This is a genomic window from Haladaptatus sp. CMAA 1909, assembly GCF_043952005.1.
Lineage (GTDB): Archaea > Halobacteriota > Halobacteria > Halobacteriales > Haladaptataceae > Haladaptatus.
In genome coordinates this window covers 57,649-71,412 of record NZ_JBIOAV010000001.1, presented here as the reverse complement: position 1 = coordinate 71,412, position 13,764 = coordinate 57,649, and the positions used below count along the sequence as shown (strand labels likewise).

The window sequence follows — 13,764 nt, the reverse complement described above, 5'->3', positions numbered from 1 at the left end:
GAGTCACGGGTTCAGGTAGAACTCGTTCTCCGAGGAGAGGTCGTAGCTATCGGTGCCGTTCGAGAAGTTCGCTTTCACTTCGTTTCCGGAGAGCATTCGGCTGCCCATCGACGAGTCGTAGTGGTTCATCGACGCGGCGCTCGACGGTTGGAAGCCGATGAAGTTCGTCCGGGTGTCGTCGTCCCCGTCGGCGTTGACCTTCAACTGCCACTGGTTATACTCGTTGTACGCCGAGGATTCGTCCACGACTTCGACGTTCGGTTGGGAGTACGACCAACTGATGCCCGCCGAAACCTGTGCCGTCATCCAGCCGACGGTCACACTGAGTGAGTAGCTAGTTGAGGAGGAACCGCCCTGGGTTCCGTACGGATTCCACTGACCGTAATCCACGTCGGCGTTCCCCATCTCGCTCTGGTCCCAGTGGTGATACACCCGTCCCCATTCGTTCTTGTAGTCGCTTCCGAACGCGGACGTTCCGGGCTCGAACCCGGCCGGGGAGTGGAGCGAGAACACGTCGCCTTCGGTGCTATCGAGCGTATCCATGAACACGTAGAACGTGGCACCGACGACACCGTAGGGGTCGTCCGCGTATTCGAGTTTTTGCGAGTACACCTGCTCCATGTTGTCCGTGCCGGAAACCGTTCCGCCGGCCATCGTGGTGACCTGTTCGGACGCTTGGATGGTCGAGGAAAGATCGGCGACGTGGCGGTCGAACCGGTCGTGAATCAGGGCTTCGGCGCGACCCGAACGGGACTGCGGTTCCGACACGTCCTCGGCCGCGACGCCGACGTAGGAGCGACCGATACCGTTCGCGTCGAACCCGTACGCGTACGCCACGACCTCGCCGGAACTCGTTTTCTGCTTGCTTGCGGGGACGACCGCAGGGGAACGGTCGTTCTTGCGCTCGAAATCACGGACGGCGCGCCGTCGAACCTCGCGCCGCTGTGTTTCGGAAATCGACGCTCCGCGGGACGCTTTTACGGTGTGGACGTCGCTTCCCCGCGGGGATTTCCCGTCCGGTGCCGCGCTGACAAAGCCGCTCCCGCCGACGATGCTCGTCAGTCCGAGCGCGCCGGTTTTGAGGACTGCTCGCCTGTTCGATCGTGCTCTATCTCCGTCCGCGTCGTGGTTTTGTTTCATGGCTACCTCTTTGATAATGAAATAAGAGAATAAATAATTAATCTAGTTTTGAATAAATTTATATCTGAATTTTATTTTTATCATCTAGTTTGGATAAGGGATGTACGCATCGCTCGCCAGCTCCGAGGACGTACCACGACGCCGTTGGCCGCGAAACCTTTCCCCGCTCTACACGAAGACATCGACACGATGTCGAACGAAATCGAGCGCGTACTCGTCGCAGGTGCGAGCGGTGACACGGGCCGCGAACTCCTCCGAGGGCTCCGTGGAACGAACCTCACGGTCAGGGCGATGACTCGTTCGCGACAGAAGGAACGGGAACTGTCAGCAGACGGCGCGGACGAGGTCATCGTCGGCGATTTGCTGGACCCGGGCGACGCCTCCCGCGCCGTCGCCGACTGCGATGCCGTCCTCTGTGCCGTCGGGTCGTCGCCGGGCCTCGACGTGCTGCTGGGCGGGGACCTCGCCGACGGTGCGGGCGTCGAAAACCTCGTCCACGCGGCACTGGCCGCAAACATCGAACACTTCGTCTTCGAGAGCGCCATCGGCGTCGGCGATTCCCGCGAGAAGATGCCCGTGCCGCTCCGACTCCTCCTCTGGCACGTCCTCAACCAGAAAAATCACGCGGAGGCCGTGCTTCGAACGTCGGGCGTCCCATACACCATCGTTCGTCCCGGTGAGCTGACGAACGCGCCCGCGACGGGCGACGTGTTGGTCGGGGAGGGCGGCGAAACGGTCTCGGGAAGCGTTCCGCGAGCGGACGTCGCCCGACTGATGATCGGCGCGCTGTTCACGCCCGAGGCAGAGAACCGAACGTTCGAGGTGGTCAGTCGCGACGGCCAACGCGGAACGTCGCGGGGGCTGGTCGAACTCGACTGGCAGGTTCCCGGCGAGGAAGAGATCGGAATCGAAATCGAAGAGTGAAAGATCGGTGATCGGTGACCGCGCTACCGTCGGTCCGACGGATGGTAGCGTTCGAACCCGTTAGTCGGCAACGACGAGTCGTTTTCGGGGTGCCAGCGAAAGCACGTCGTCGAAGAATCCGAGGGTGTCGTTCGGTCCGGGGTTGGCTTCGGGGTGGTACTGGCGCGTGAGAACGTCCAGTTCGTCGTTTTCCAACCCCTCCGGCGTGTCGTCGTTGACGTTGATCTGCGTGACTTCGAGGTCGCCGGGGTCGGCGACGGTATAGCCGTGATTCTGCGTGGTCATGACGACCTGTCCCGATTCGAGATCGCGAACGGGCTGGTTGACGCCGCGGTGGCCGAAGTCCATCTTCTCCGTCGTGCCACCGAGCGCGCGAGCGATTATCTGCTGACCGAGACAGATGCCCGCGAGCGGGAGTTCGCCCGCGAACGTCTCGACCAGTTCCTGTGCGGCTTCGAAGTTCGCAGGGTCGCCCGGACCGTTGGAGATGAACAGGATGTCGGCCTCGATGGCTTCCACCTCGTCCGCGGACACATCGTGCGGGAGGACGTGGACGTCCGCCCCGCGCTCGACGAGCGAGTCGATGATGCTCCCCTTCGCACCACAGTCCACGAGCGCGACCGTCTTGCCGTCCTCGTCGCCGTCGCCGAGGTGAATCTCGGTTTCGGAGACGCTGACCTGCTCGCCGATGTCGTGGTGGTCGCTCATACCCGGACAGCGTTCGAGTTCCGCGAGCGCGTCCTCGGGCGTTGCGTTTTCGCCGACCGCGATTCCACACTTCATCGCGCCCTGTTCTCGAATCCCGCCGACGAGATCGCGGGTGTCGAGGTGGTCCACCGCGGGGACGCCCTCGGCTTCGAGCCACTCCGCGACGTCCTCGGTGAGTTCACGCGCGACGACGGCGCGCGGATGTACTCGGTCGCTCTCGAAGCGTTCCTCTCGGACGCCGTAGTTCCCGATGAGGGGATACGAGAACGTGAGTATCTGTTCTTCGTAGGACGGGTCGGTGAGGCTCTCCTCGTAACCCGTGTATGCTGTTGTAAAAACCAGTTCACCGCAAGCCGTTCCCGGAGCACGACCACGGGCTTCCACCACATGGCCACCCTCCAGCGCGACGTAGGCACCCGGCATTACGATATTCATATGCAACAAAGCATAATAAACCTTGCTTTCGTAACATCGTTACGAAATTCGTAATCGTCAAGTAGCGGGCAACACTATCTGCATATCTCCATGGACGCACTCGACCGACAGATACTGAATCTCCTCCGGCGAGACGCCCGAACTCCGTACACAGAGATAGCTGAATCGGTCGGTACGTCGGAAGGCACCGTTCGAAATCGTGTCGAACGGATGACCGAGGACGGCGTTATCGAGCGGTTCACCGTCACGACCCACACCGGAAACGTGAAGGCGATGATAGAGATCGGCGTGGACGTGGCCGTCGACACGACGAGGATGTCCGACACGCTCGCGGAATGGGAGCAGGTCGATTTCGTCTGGCAGGTCAGCGGCGAGGACGACATCGTCCTCGTCGTGGACGCCTCGGACACGCAAGGCGTGAACCAACTCATCACCCGCGCGCGGGAGATGGAAGAAGTGGTGAGTACGAAGACTCGATTGATTTTGGACGAGCGGCTCGGCTAGTCTTCCGGTTGCGGCGGTTCGCCGACGCCCGGTGACTCCTCCTCGGGACGGTGGAGATTGTCCTTTCCCTCGTGTACTTCGCGATAACCGCGGCGGACGAGTTGGTCGAACGTCCCCCGCTTGACTCTCGGTTCGACGCGGCCGTCCCGTATCGCGCTGACGACGCTCTCGGGGGTCAAGACGTCCGCATCGATCATCGTGTACGCGCGCCCGACTTCGAGCGGATAATGGGCGTCACTCCCGCCAACTAGCGGCAGGTCGTAGCGGTCGGCCAGTTGCCGCGCCCACTCCTCGGTTCGCGGGTGCTTGCCGTTGATTTCGATGGCGTCGAACTCGGCGTCCACCTCGCGCACGGTGCTGTTCCGGTACGGATGGGCGACGATGGCGGCACAGCCTCGCTCGTGGGCGAGGGCGACCGTCTCTTTCGGCGTGAGCGTCCCCGGTTCGGTGCGCGTCGGCGGGTCGGGTCCGACGACGAGGACGTGTCCCTTCGTCGTGGAGACTTCGATACCCGGAATCGTCTCCACGACGCGTCCGGCGAACGGGTGGAAGTAATCGTGATTCGTCAGCGCCACGCCGTCCAATCCGCGGTAGCGCGCGCCGAGTTCGAGGAGTCGAACGCCTAACGGGTCGAACAGCGCGGCGGCGCGTTCGTGGCCGTGGAAGAATCGCGTGTGAGCGTGTAGGTCGAGGGCAAACACGTTCGTAGCTATACTGCCGATAGGTCTTTGGTTTTTCCGCCGGTCAGTCAGTGCATGAAAGCCGACGAGGAGGGTGCGGTGGACGACCTCGTGGCGAGCGAGGAGGCCGTCGAGTACGAGCGCGTCGTCGTGTTGAACCCCATCAGCGGCGATGCGAACCACCGCGAGCAGGTCAAGCGCCTCGCGACGGAGTACGATTGTACCGTCCTCGAAACCCAGAGCGAAGGGGATGCAAACGAGTTCGCACGCCACGCCGCGGAGAACGGTGCCGCCGTGGTCGCGGCCGCGGGCGGTGACGGGACGATCCACGAAGTCGTTCGCGGATTGGGCGACGCCGACGCGCTGGACGCCGTGACCTTCGCCGTGATTCCGGCCGGAACGGGGAACAACTTCGCGGGGAACATCGGCGTCACCGACATCGAACACGCCTTCGAGGTTCTCGACGCGGGCGAACGGCGTCGAATCGACCTCGGCACCGCGAACGGGCGACCCTTCGTCAACTCGTGCGTCGGGGGACTGACCGCGGACGCGAGCCACCAAACCGACCCGGAGCAGAAGGCGCGCCTCGGCGTGCTGGCCTACGTCGTGAACACCCTCCGGTTGATGACCGACTACGAGGGGCTTCCGCTCACGATAGCGGCGTCCGACGACGGCGATGTGACGTGGTCCGGCGACGCGGTGTTCGTCCTCGTCGGCAACGGGCGACGGTTCCCGGTGCAGGGCCGAACGCAGGCGAACATGGAGGACGGTCTGCTGGACGTGACCGTCATCGAAAAGACCCCCACCGCGAACCTGCTTCAGGAGGCGACGATGCAACGCCTGTTCGGCAGCGAAACGGAGAACGTGACCCACCTCAAGACGCCCACGCTGGAGATAGAGGTCGAACAGGACTCGCCCGTCGAGTTCAGTCTGGACGGCGAGAAGGGCGAATGGGACGGGTTGACGCTCGGCGTTCGCCCGCACACCATGGAACTCGCCGTCGGCGCGGAGTACGAGCGATACCCCGAGGAGTGAGACGAACAAACGGTCGGTTTCGCACATCGTAAGTCGGCTTCGCGTCTCGTAAATCGATCCGTTTCGCATATCGTAATCATCCACGTTGGCGCGCGCTGGCGGGACGACGCGGCCACTCTCGGCCGCGTCGTCCCGCTGAAGTCGTGCGAGGGACGACCGGAGGAGCGAAGCGGGGGAGGGAGTCGGTTGGGGAGGGTGTGGCTGATGCGGTACGGTTGCTGTTGCGGTTATTTTACGTCTGTAACCGGTTACGAAACCGTCGAATGGGACGAGAGAACTGCTATACCAACGGTCACATTCGCAAGGCTGACGGAATCAGACGGACGACCGACGTCTCGTAACAACGTTTACACCGCGTGCGTGCCACCGTTCACGTATGGCAATCACCGCCCGCGAGTTGATGACGACCGACGTGGAAACCGTCTCGTCCGACGACGAAATCGGCGACGTGCTGACGCGCCTGGCGCGGGTCCAGTTCAACGGCTTCCCCGTCACCGACGACGGCCGCGTCGTGGGTATCGTCACGCAACACGACCTCGTGCACCTGTTCCAACCGAGCGACCGAACGCTGTGGATTCCCATCGGATTCCCGCCGTTCCTCGAAAGCCTCGAATACGGCTTCGACCTCTCGTGGGACGAGTTGGACGCCGGTATCGACCTCGTGAGAAACGCCGGGAAGCCGGTTCGAACGGTCATGACCGAGAACGTGGTGACGGTGACGCCCGACGACGACCTCGACCACATCCTCGACCTGCTGGCCGACGCCAAGAGCGACATCAACCGCCTCCCGGTGATAGAGGACGGGCAACTCGTCGGCATCATCGCCCGGCAGGACGTGCTGCGGGCACTCCGCGACGAGCGACGAGAGGAGTGAGCCCCGTCGAAACGCCGCCACTGAACCCGGCATTCGAGGGGGGTTTTCGAAACCTACTCCCCGCCTCTTTTTACTGGGGTTTTAGCCTGAAAACACATGACAGCGCTAACCCCAATACCGCCGAAGGAAGCAGTTGAATTGTATCTCGACCAACGTCGGTCAGAGTTAGCTCAAAAGACGATACGGAGCTATCGGATGGACCTGAATCAGTTCGTGAAGTGGTGTCGTAGCAACGATGTCGATAACCTGAACGAGTTATCTGGACGCCATCTCAACCAGTACCGCCTTGAGATGGCAGACGGCCTGGCACAAACATCTCTTCAGATCAAGCTCTGTCGGTTCCGAGTGTTCTTGAAGTGGGCAACAACAATCGAAGCAGTAGATGACTCACTCCCCGAGAAGGTCATCATTCCGAAGGTAACGGACGGCGCTCGAACAGAGATGCCTAACGTCGAGACGATTCAGTCCATCATAGAGCGGTTACGCAAGTTTGATTATGCCTCTAGAAGGCACGTTATCTTCGAATTGCTGTGGCATACAGGCATTCGAACAGGCACAGTACGCTCGTTCGATGTCGAGGACTATGACTCGAAGAAACAATACATAGCAACGCACCATCGCCCTACCGAGGACACTCCATTGAAGAATGGCGTTGAGGGAGAGCGGTACATTGCTCTGAACGAAGAGATGTGCCTACTCCTCGATGACTATCTACGGATGAAGCGTACATCAGTAGAAGACGAGTATGGGCGTTCCCCTCTCTTCACGACTGACAACGGTAGGATAGCGAAACCGACCATCCGTCGAACGATATACCGACTGACCCAACCATGCTTCTATAGTGGTGAGTGTCCTCACGGGAGGGACATAGCGTCGTGTGAAGCCGCTCAGTACAAAAATGAGTCTGGTAAGTGTCCATCGTCATATAGTGGGCATCCTATGCGTAGAGCGGCAATCACGAACTTTCTAAAGAGCGATGTGCCAGATACGGTCGTTTCCGATAGGTTCGATGTGAGTCGTGATGTTCTTGATGCCCACTACGATCAGCGTACCGAGAAAGAGAAGGTAGAGCAACGTAGGGGGTATCTCGACTCTATTTGAGGTAGATTGTCCCTCTAACGATGTTCGATAGGCGTTAATTCGCCTGTTTTCAGTAGGCTCATAACAAAAAGGAGAGATTTTCGGTGGAAGGTACATCTCACCCCTCGAAATGTGGGGTAAACGTCGATGGAAGTACCTTCTCCTCAATTCATGTCGTCAGTATTATTGTTCAAGTACAATTGAAGTTAGAACATGGTAGAAATAAATACCATACTTCTCACGATGCTTGAGGTGACTGTTCTCATTGTGACCGCTCTATTGATCGTCACGGAGCTTTCTTTTGACTTCTATGAGAGACAAGAGAATAACGACACAATGGTTTTCATCTCATTAGCCTTGCTACTATTCGGTATCTCGGGAGTCTGCGCGGCTAGTTACCTCGCTATCCGACTATTCCATCAATTGCCATTCTGGACGGCAGTATGGATGATGGCGGCAATAGTCCCGTTTGCTTTCGGGATGCTCATCTTCCTTTTTTCAATGTTCCAATTCACTACCGATTTCGATAATAGAACTGGTGTTATGGAACCTTAGTCTGAGTCAAGTATCCATCAAGAAAACGAGCCGAATTTCCGTCCCTTACGCGCATGCGCTCGCAAACCCATTGCAGTGTTTGCGAGTGAGTATGTAAATCGTCTGAAATTCGGATTTGCGGCCTTACGTCTATGGGTATTTCCATCTGATTAGTCGTGAAAAAGGAAATGGAAATTTCCCCACCATGACATTCGTGGTAGATGCGTTTGGTGGCACATCGAGGAGCTTTGAACTGGGTAGCGTGAATGCTCCTCCTCGTGAGCAATAGGCTCATAAAACAAAAAGTTAATGGTTTGAGAAAGCTCACACATGGATTGACACAATATCTGACGGAATGTAGGTGCTATCCGAATCTCCTGCGCAAATATTTTGTGTTGTGTCAGTTTCTATCACCTCTGCCAAATACTAGCATGGTAGTGAATGGCATAAATGTTTTGACTGTGCGATGAGAGAGACTGCTTAGCTTCGTCAGAATATCATGATGCTTCGTTCTGCATAAGTATCTGTCAGTAATCATCATATTCTAGTAGCGTATGATAATTGCCAGAAGAAACGTAGAAACGGCAGTGTATAATACTTCTCCAATCGAAATAGGGGGCTACAGATGAAACAGTGGAAACACACCCCAATAGAGAACCATTCACATAATTCTCATCAGTTCGTTATTGACCAAGCATGAAAGGGGAAGGATAGGAATGGTATCAAGGTCCCCTAGTCGGACTGAAGGCCATGTGTGCAATTACAAGTCTTCATCCGACAACGAATATCAAGGAGAAATTGAATTAATTTTTCGACCAATCAAATATGGAGAATCGTACCTCTATAGATTCTTACTTTATATCTATCGGAACTTCAGGCTCATCAACGAACGCCTCGGGATCAATCCCATCCTCATCAAGTGGGCTGCTATAAATCTCAACCACTTCATCAGGATTTTCATCAACAGAAGCCTCATTGACACCGACCCCACCTAACTCAAGCAAATCGCTGTGCTGTCGGACAAGCCTATCGTAGGGGAGATTGAGATGGTGTTCAGTCATCTCGGTAAGTTCCGCCCATTCATGATCTCTATCATCGTCAAAGATGAGTTCCGAATCGGAAACTATCTCTTTCTCCAAATCACATTTAGCTAACTTCGATTGAACGTTGAGAGATATCACAGCGTTCACAGCAGCCTCCCACAGCCCCTTGATGGCACGATGGGTGTTTTGCGTAGGATGAGGTACATCCAGATGAAGAACTCCCTCATCGTCCAGATACTCCGCTACAATGTATCTGCCTTCGTGGTCGCTAAAGTCGAGATACTTGACGTAGTAATTCGGGTCGAAGTTGTATATGGACTCGTCTAAGAGGTTATCGAACTTGCTGTAGGCAAGCATCCTCATCAGTGGGTCAAATCCATCAAATGCATGGAAGACAGTCTTGCAGTGTATTCCTGTGGCTTGCAGTTCCCTTGCTCGCATTGCTAATCCGTCTCGGTTCTTATGCATATTACAACGCTCCGAACCATCATCGATGAAATCTTTCTCTGGCAACCGACCACAGTAACGTTGGGAACCGTAGCGAGAACGCCAATTGGTTAGAAGGGCATTACAACGCCCATCTTGCGGAGTGGCATTCCCTGCATCGGGATCATACCCATTGTCGTTCGAATCTACCTCATATCCGTCTCTATGTTCACGACTCATGGAAAGGGCGTCATCGGACTCATCGGCATTGAGCGCTCTTCAGGAGAATAGAGATATGCATTGCACGCTTCACAAATCGAATCGTGCCAAAGGCGATATCGTCCTTCAGTTGCTCGACTCACATCAGTACAACTGTATCGTTCATCGAGCGGAGAGTATCCTCCCCGTATCACATCAGCGTCCTCTCTCGCGGCATCAGCCACCGTGAGACACGATAGATAGAGTAGGCTGGCAAGAGCATCATCGTCTTTGTAGAAGTCGCTCTCGTCCACACCAGCGTCCACAACGAGCACTGTCTTCGATCGATCGATGGCGCTCTCGATTTCTCTATCTCTCAAGTCAGATGATTCTTCAGCGATATCCCGTACTGACGAGAGAAGTTTCTCATCATCGTCTATTTTCCAGTGCATGTCTGGTTATTCCAGAAGAGCGCTCAGATTCGTGATGTGGATCGAGTCTGTGGCAGACGCATGCGAATTCAGCGGATCGAAGCTGTGGCTATAACGCCAGATAAAATCATTCTGAATACGTCCACCAGAACGCTCGACCATCCAATGTTCGGGAGTATTCATCTGGTGAAGCATCCAGTACTTTTGGCGAATATCCTCAAAGTTGGGAGTGAGAATAATCTCGTCTGGTCCAAGCTCACTCGTTAGGTCGATAGAATGAGGTTCCATCCCATTAGGCGCTTCAGAAAGGGTCAGTTGAGGCGGAATGAGGTATTTCTGCTCAATGCCAATGTCACCCTCTTCAGTCGCATGGAAACGGTCCCAATAGGTATCATCGGTCGAACCAGAGGAATCATCAACAGACTTGTTGAATTGTGCCAGAGCCTCATGACGACCGATAGCTGTCCATTTGCCATCCTGAATGATTCGACCACTTAGCTCACTGTAAGCATCATACTTGAGGATATCAGACTGCTTACCGTTACCTCGGTAGTTATCGTAACTTGTCGAAGAGCAGTCAAAGCTTCGAGACGAGGGGATGGAGCTTTTCAACCACTGAAGCGCTCCCATACGCTCCTGATTACCATTTCGATCATAGATTCCCGTCATCCACATACCATCAGCGAAATGGTCGAAGATCTCCATCACGGCACGAGTCTTCTCCTGAACATCAGCACCAGATAGCGCTTCTTCAAGGGCGATTGTGTACCCGTGATTGAAGCGGAATGTTGGCAGCACATCCCCTTCTTGAGTCACAAAGTCAACTCCACCGCCGCTAACTTCGCTAATGCCACTAGGACCGTGAGGCATCTCCGTCGTATCTGGATTAAGGAAATCACGGTCAGATTCCTTCACATACTGATCCGTCAACTCCAGATTTTGAGCATTAGCAAAATCGTAGCGATAGTTCTTTCGTTCCCACCCCTCCGTCTGATACATGGCTTGATCGACGGGAGCGGCTTCTTTGTACAACTTTTCCTGATTGTAGAGTGTGCTAGACACCATATGTATTCAAAAATCCGTATTTCCGCAACTGCAATTGTACTCTCCGCGAGACTTGAACTCGCTAGAAGAGAGAGTACTATGTATTGTTTCTATTAGTGGCAAATGAGCATTGAGAATACAGACTGTATTACCAAACGTCTACTCAATTCAATGAAGATGCTCGTCTATACAGAACCATGCTCAATGCTCATGCCGAGTTACTGATTTGATTTGAGAGTAGTCTAATAGATTTCCATCCGAGAAATCATTTCTAAACTGTTCATGCCTCCCACCGAAGTTGAATCGGCTAAGGAGACTCGTTTATTTCTATTAGCAGCAGTCGGGGTGTCGGGATGACACCATCAAACTACCTCAACTATGTTTTGATTTTGATATTCTATGGACGACAACAAACATCAGCTAACAGTATAACTGCTATCACTGACAATGGGTCTTCGTTGAAATCCGTGAATTTGAGATCAATATCTCAAGGACTGTAGGGAAGGCTCATCCCTACAGCCTTTCTTGGATACCATCTGAAGTAGATAATGAGATAAAGCGGGATTGTCTCACGGATGAATCCCGCTCTCGGCGAGCCACTGGGATTGAACCAGTTAGCTCACATAGGGGGAATACCACTGGATCTGTATTTCCGTTCCAAGAAAGATCTTCATGAGAACGAAAATCACCCAGTGGTCCATATCTACTACGACCCACAACAATCGTAGAGGGAAGACAGATGGGTTCAAATGTGCTGAAAAGAAGAACTACAAAACACACACCCATCTGACTCCCTATCTCTCAAATATTGTGGGAATAGAATTAGTCTGCTAAGATTCCACAAAACTGTTCTTGAGCATCATAGACATTGGACAAAGGAATCTGCCACGTTCTCATTAGTGAAGTAAAGACACTGATTTCAGAACCGTGTGTATCAGTCGTAGTGGGGCCTACAGAGCCATCATACTTCGATGGGTCTCTTTCTACCCACCAACCTTTCCTCGCAGCTATGACCATCACAGCGCCTAGAATCGCCTGCTCATACTTCACGAAGATTGTCAAGTTACCACGGAACTGTTCGAGCAAGTGCAATAGAGATTCAGTATCACTCTTGGAGAATTCCATCCTCGAAGCAACCATCTGTGCTTGCTTCTTGCAATGATACATAGTCTCGTCGCGATGATTATTCCGATGTTTGAACTCGTCATTGTACTTCTTAAGACGCTTCCAGCTGATGAATGGATTCGAATGGTCGCAATCCTTTAATCTGAACGTAGTCGCCGTTCCAGCCATATCATCGACATCTCTGCCGAGTGGCATTCCTTGGCGGTCAGTTGTATCGTCAAATTCCCGCTGATCACACGGCTCATACTTCTTCTCAAATTCCTCTGCTGCTTCAGAAGAAAATTGAAGATCTTTGCTCTGCTCAAGATTTCTATAATCTCGAAAGTATCTCTGCTCTTGTTGTGGATTTGTAGTAGACATGAATCAAAGAAAAATAGGAGAATGAGGGTCCTGTCTAAGTTCCCTTTTGTTATATGATCCTATAGCCGAGTGTTATATTTAAATGAGCTTTCTTCAGCTAGTAATACAATAGCCGTGATAAAAAGCATTGTGGAATTATATATAATTAGGTTCTATAATCGCCATACGAAAATCCATTGTCTCACTAGATGGATTCATCATTATGTCGCGATAATCAGCAAAAGCATACCCTTCATATCTCTACTTTATTACGGGAAGAACTTAAATGATATATCGATATTCCCGATCTATCATCTCAAGACAATCAGTGAAATAGCCTATGAATTTCAATTTGAGATGGTACTGTCTACCCATCCAAATCACGTCGAAATCAGTTCTGTGGTCAATCAGAGTCAATGTGAGGACGATATGAGCCGACTGATCCAACCACATGGCCCACTGTCCTCCAATGGATCTGGGAGCGAATGAGAACGATTGTGAGCCGTCTCACAGCGTTCTGATGGGACACTAGATCTATCACAGTTGGCTAGATAGAACACCGATTTCGCTGAGTGGCCCTGTGACGCTCGTGAGGAGATTTTATTCAGAAAGATGATCCATACCATTCAGACAACTCAAATTCTCTTCAGAATCAAAGCTAACCACCTCAGAATTGAAATATGTACTATACCAAAACCTCGATTCAACAAATCTACTGAATTAGTCGGGATTTATAATTATTCTCCATGAGTGGAAGTAGCAAATGTATGGGATTGGACGGGAAGAAAACTTGTGCTACGCATTGAAAGATGGGTGCTGTAGCTGTATGTATATCTTCTTAAAAATGGGTCTTAAAAATGGGTCTTACCGCTACAACAATGGGGCTACCGCTGGCGGTGAGTACAACTTTGTGCTCCTATTCAACTCCCTAGTCGTCATCAAGAAAAACAGGTTTTTCTTTCTTCCTTTGTAGGCAGTTGAATGCGGTGCTCAAGTCGCACATCACCGCCTGCGGAGTTATCTTTTATCTCAAAGGGAAACTTACTACTGCTACGGCAAACTCGTTAGGAGACTATTTGTTTAGTTCTCCTTTATCGATAGAGGAAACTGGTAGTGATATAGCGAAATTCAGCAACGAGAGACGTTGAAACACGAGATTCATTGTTGTTAGCTATGTCTCTCTTCTCAATGTCGATCTTCAAATCTCGGTGAGTGTCGTGGTGATCACTGACATGGCTCCATTG

General features: G+C 53.4%; 13 protein-coding genes. 6 read left to right on the top strand and 7 right to left on the bottom strand.

The genetic code is table 11. The features are described 5' to 3' along the window. Positions 1–3 precede the first annotated feature (3 nt). Complete coding sequence (locus ACGYLY_RS00360) at positions 4–1,140, bottom strand: hypothetical protein (protein ID WP_395283567.1); 1,137 nt, start codon at positions 1,138–1,140, stop codon at positions 4–6. Positions 1,141–1,329: 189 nt separating this feature from the next. Between ACGYLY_RS00360 and ACGYLY_RS00355 the strand changes: the two genes are divergently transcribed. After that, positions 1,330–2,064, top strand: coding sequence for an SDR family oxidoreductase (locus tag ACGYLY_RS00355; RefSeq protein ID WP_395283566.1), 735 nt, complete (start codon positions 1,330–1,332; stop codon positions 2,062–2,064). Positions 2,065–2,124: 60 nt separating this feature from the next. On the opposite strand, the gene carA is transcribed toward ACGYLY_RS00355, so the two are convergent. Further along, on the bottom strand, positions 2,125–3,195 hold the full coding sequence (carA, locus tag ACGYLY_RS00350) for a glutamine-hydrolyzing carbamoyl-phosphate synthase small subunit (RefSeq protein WP_395283565.1): 1,071 nt from the start codon (positions 3,193–3,195) through the stop codon (positions 2,125–2,127). Between the two features lie 102 nt (positions 3,196–3,297). On the opposite strand from carA, the gene ACGYLY_RS00345 reads away from it, so the two are divergent. Further along, positions 3,298–3,711, top strand: coding sequence for an Lrp/AsnC family transcriptional regulator (locus ACGYLY_RS00345; RefSeq protein ID WP_231185444.1), 414 nt, complete (start codon positions 3,298–3,300; stop codon positions 3,709–3,711). Here the strand turns inward: ACGYLY_RS00345 and ACGYLY_RS00340 are convergent. Further along, positions 3,708–4,412, bottom strand: coding sequence for a PHP-associated domain-containing protein (locus tag ACGYLY_RS00340; RefSeq protein WP_395283564.1), 705 nt, complete (start codon positions 4,410–4,412; stop codon positions 3,708–3,710). The two genes, ACGYLY_RS00345 and ACGYLY_RS00340, sit on opposite strands and share 4 nt — an antisense overlap. 54 nt (positions 4,413–4,466) lie before the next feature. Between ACGYLY_RS00340 and ACGYLY_RS00335 the strand changes: the two genes are divergently transcribed. The 4 genes from ACGYLY_RS00335 to ACGYLY_RS00320 all read left to right on the top strand — a co-directional run bounded on the left by ACGYLY_RS00335 (position 4,467) and on the right by ACGYLY_RS00320 (position 7,935). After that, entirely contained in the window at positions 4,467–5,426 is a 960-nt protein-coding gene (locus tag ACGYLY_RS00335; RefSeq protein ID WP_395283563.1) for a diacylglycerol/lipid kinase family protein, read from the top strand. Between the two features lie 376 nt (positions 5,427–5,802). After that, positions 5,803–6,300 (top strand): CBS domain-containing protein, encoded by a 498-nt coding sequence (locus ACGYLY_RS00330; RefSeq protein ID WP_395283562.1) that lies wholly within the window; start codon positions 5,803–5,805, stop codon positions 6,298–6,300. Between the two features lie 96 nt (positions 6,301–6,396). Beyond that, on the top strand, positions 6,397–7,401 hold the full coding sequence (locus ACGYLY_RS00325) for a tyrosine-type recombinase/integrase (protein ID WP_395283561.1): 1,005 nt from the start codon (positions 6,397–6,399) through the stop codon (positions 7,399–7,401). A gap of 192 nt (positions 7,402–7,593) precedes the next feature. Continuing rightward, positions 7,594–7,935: a hypothetical protein gene (locus ACGYLY_RS00320; protein ID WP_395283560.1), complete on the top strand. Its 342-nt coding sequence runs from the start codon at positions 7,594–7,596 to the stop codon at positions 7,933–7,935. A gap of 830 nt (positions 7,936–8,765) precedes the next feature. Here ACGYLY_RS00320 and ACGYLY_RS00315 read toward each other — a convergent pair. From ACGYLY_RS00315 to ACGYLY_RS00300, 4 genes are all read right to left on the bottom strand, one after another. Continuing rightward, entirely contained in the window at positions 8,766–9,398 is a 633-nt protein-coding gene (locus ACGYLY_RS00315) for a hypothetical protein (RefSeq protein WP_395283559.1), read from the bottom strand. 221 nt (positions 9,399–9,619) lie between these two features. Further along, entirely contained in the window at positions 9,620–10,033 is a 414-nt protein-coding gene (locus ACGYLY_RS00310; protein ID WP_395283558.1) for a hypothetical protein, read from the bottom strand. A 6-nt stretch (positions 10,034–10,039) separates the two neighbouring features. After that, positions 10,040–11,044 (bottom strand): hypothetical protein, encoded by a 1,005-nt coding sequence (locus ACGYLY_RS00305; protein ID WP_395291127.1) that lies wholly within the window; start codon positions 11,042–11,044, stop codon positions 10,040–10,042. A gap of 834 nt (positions 11,045–11,878) precedes the next feature. Next, entirely contained in the window at positions 11,879–12,541 is a 663-nt protein-coding gene (locus ACGYLY_RS00300; protein ID WP_395283556.1) for a hypothetical protein, read from the bottom strand. Between the last annotated feature and the right edge of the window lie 1,223 nt (positions 12,542–13,764).

What these genes read in the sequence shown, in the direction of transcription:
- ACGYLY_RS00320 (WP_395283560.1), top strand. Translation starts at nt 7,594, where the DNA reads ATGGTAGAAATAAATACCATACTTCTCACGATGCTTGAGGTGACTGTT.
- ACGYLY_RS00315 (WP_395283559.1), bottom strand. Translation starts at nt 9,398, where the DNA reads ATGCGAGCAAGGGAACTGCAAGCCACAGGAATACACTGCAAGACTGTC.
- ACGYLY_RS00355 (WP_395283566.1), top strand. Translation starts at nt 1,330, where the DNA reads ATGTCGAACGAAATCGAGCGCGTACTCGTCGCAGGTGCGAGCGGTGAC.
- ACGYLY_RS00325 (WP_395283561.1), top strand. Translation starts at nt 6,397, where the DNA reads ATGACAGCGCTAACCCCAATACCGCCGAAGGAAGCAGTTGAATTGTAT.
- ACGYLY_RS00360 (WP_395283567.1), bottom strand. Translation starts at nt 1,140, where the DNA reads ATGAAACAAAACCACGACGCGGACGGAGATAGAGCACGATCGAACAGG.
- ACGYLY_RS00335 (WP_395283563.1), top strand. Translation starts at nt 4,467, where the DNA reads ATGAAAGCCGACGAGGAGGGTGCGGTGGACGACCTCGTGGCGAGCGAG.
- ACGYLY_RS00310 (WP_395283558.1), bottom strand. Translation starts at nt 10,033, where the DNA reads ATGCACTGGAAAATAGACGATGATGAGAAACTTCTCTCGTCAGTACGG.
- ACGYLY_RS00300 (WP_395283556.1), bottom strand. Translation starts at nt 12,541, where the DNA reads ATGTCTACTACAAATCCACAACAAGAGCAGAGATACTTTCGAGATTAT.
- ACGYLY_RS00345 (WP_231185444.1), top strand. Translation starts at nt 3,298, where the DNA reads ATGGACGCACTCGACCGACAGATACTGAATCTCCTCCGGCGAGACGCC.
- ACGYLY_RS00330 (WP_395283562.1), top strand. Translation starts at nt 5,803, where the DNA reads ATGGCAATCACCGCCCGCGAGTTGATGACGACCGACGTGGAAACCGTC.
- carA (WP_395283565.1), bottom strand. Translation starts at nt 3,195, where the DNA reads ATGCCGGGTGCCTACGTCGCGCTGGAGGGTGGCCATGTGGTGGAAGCC.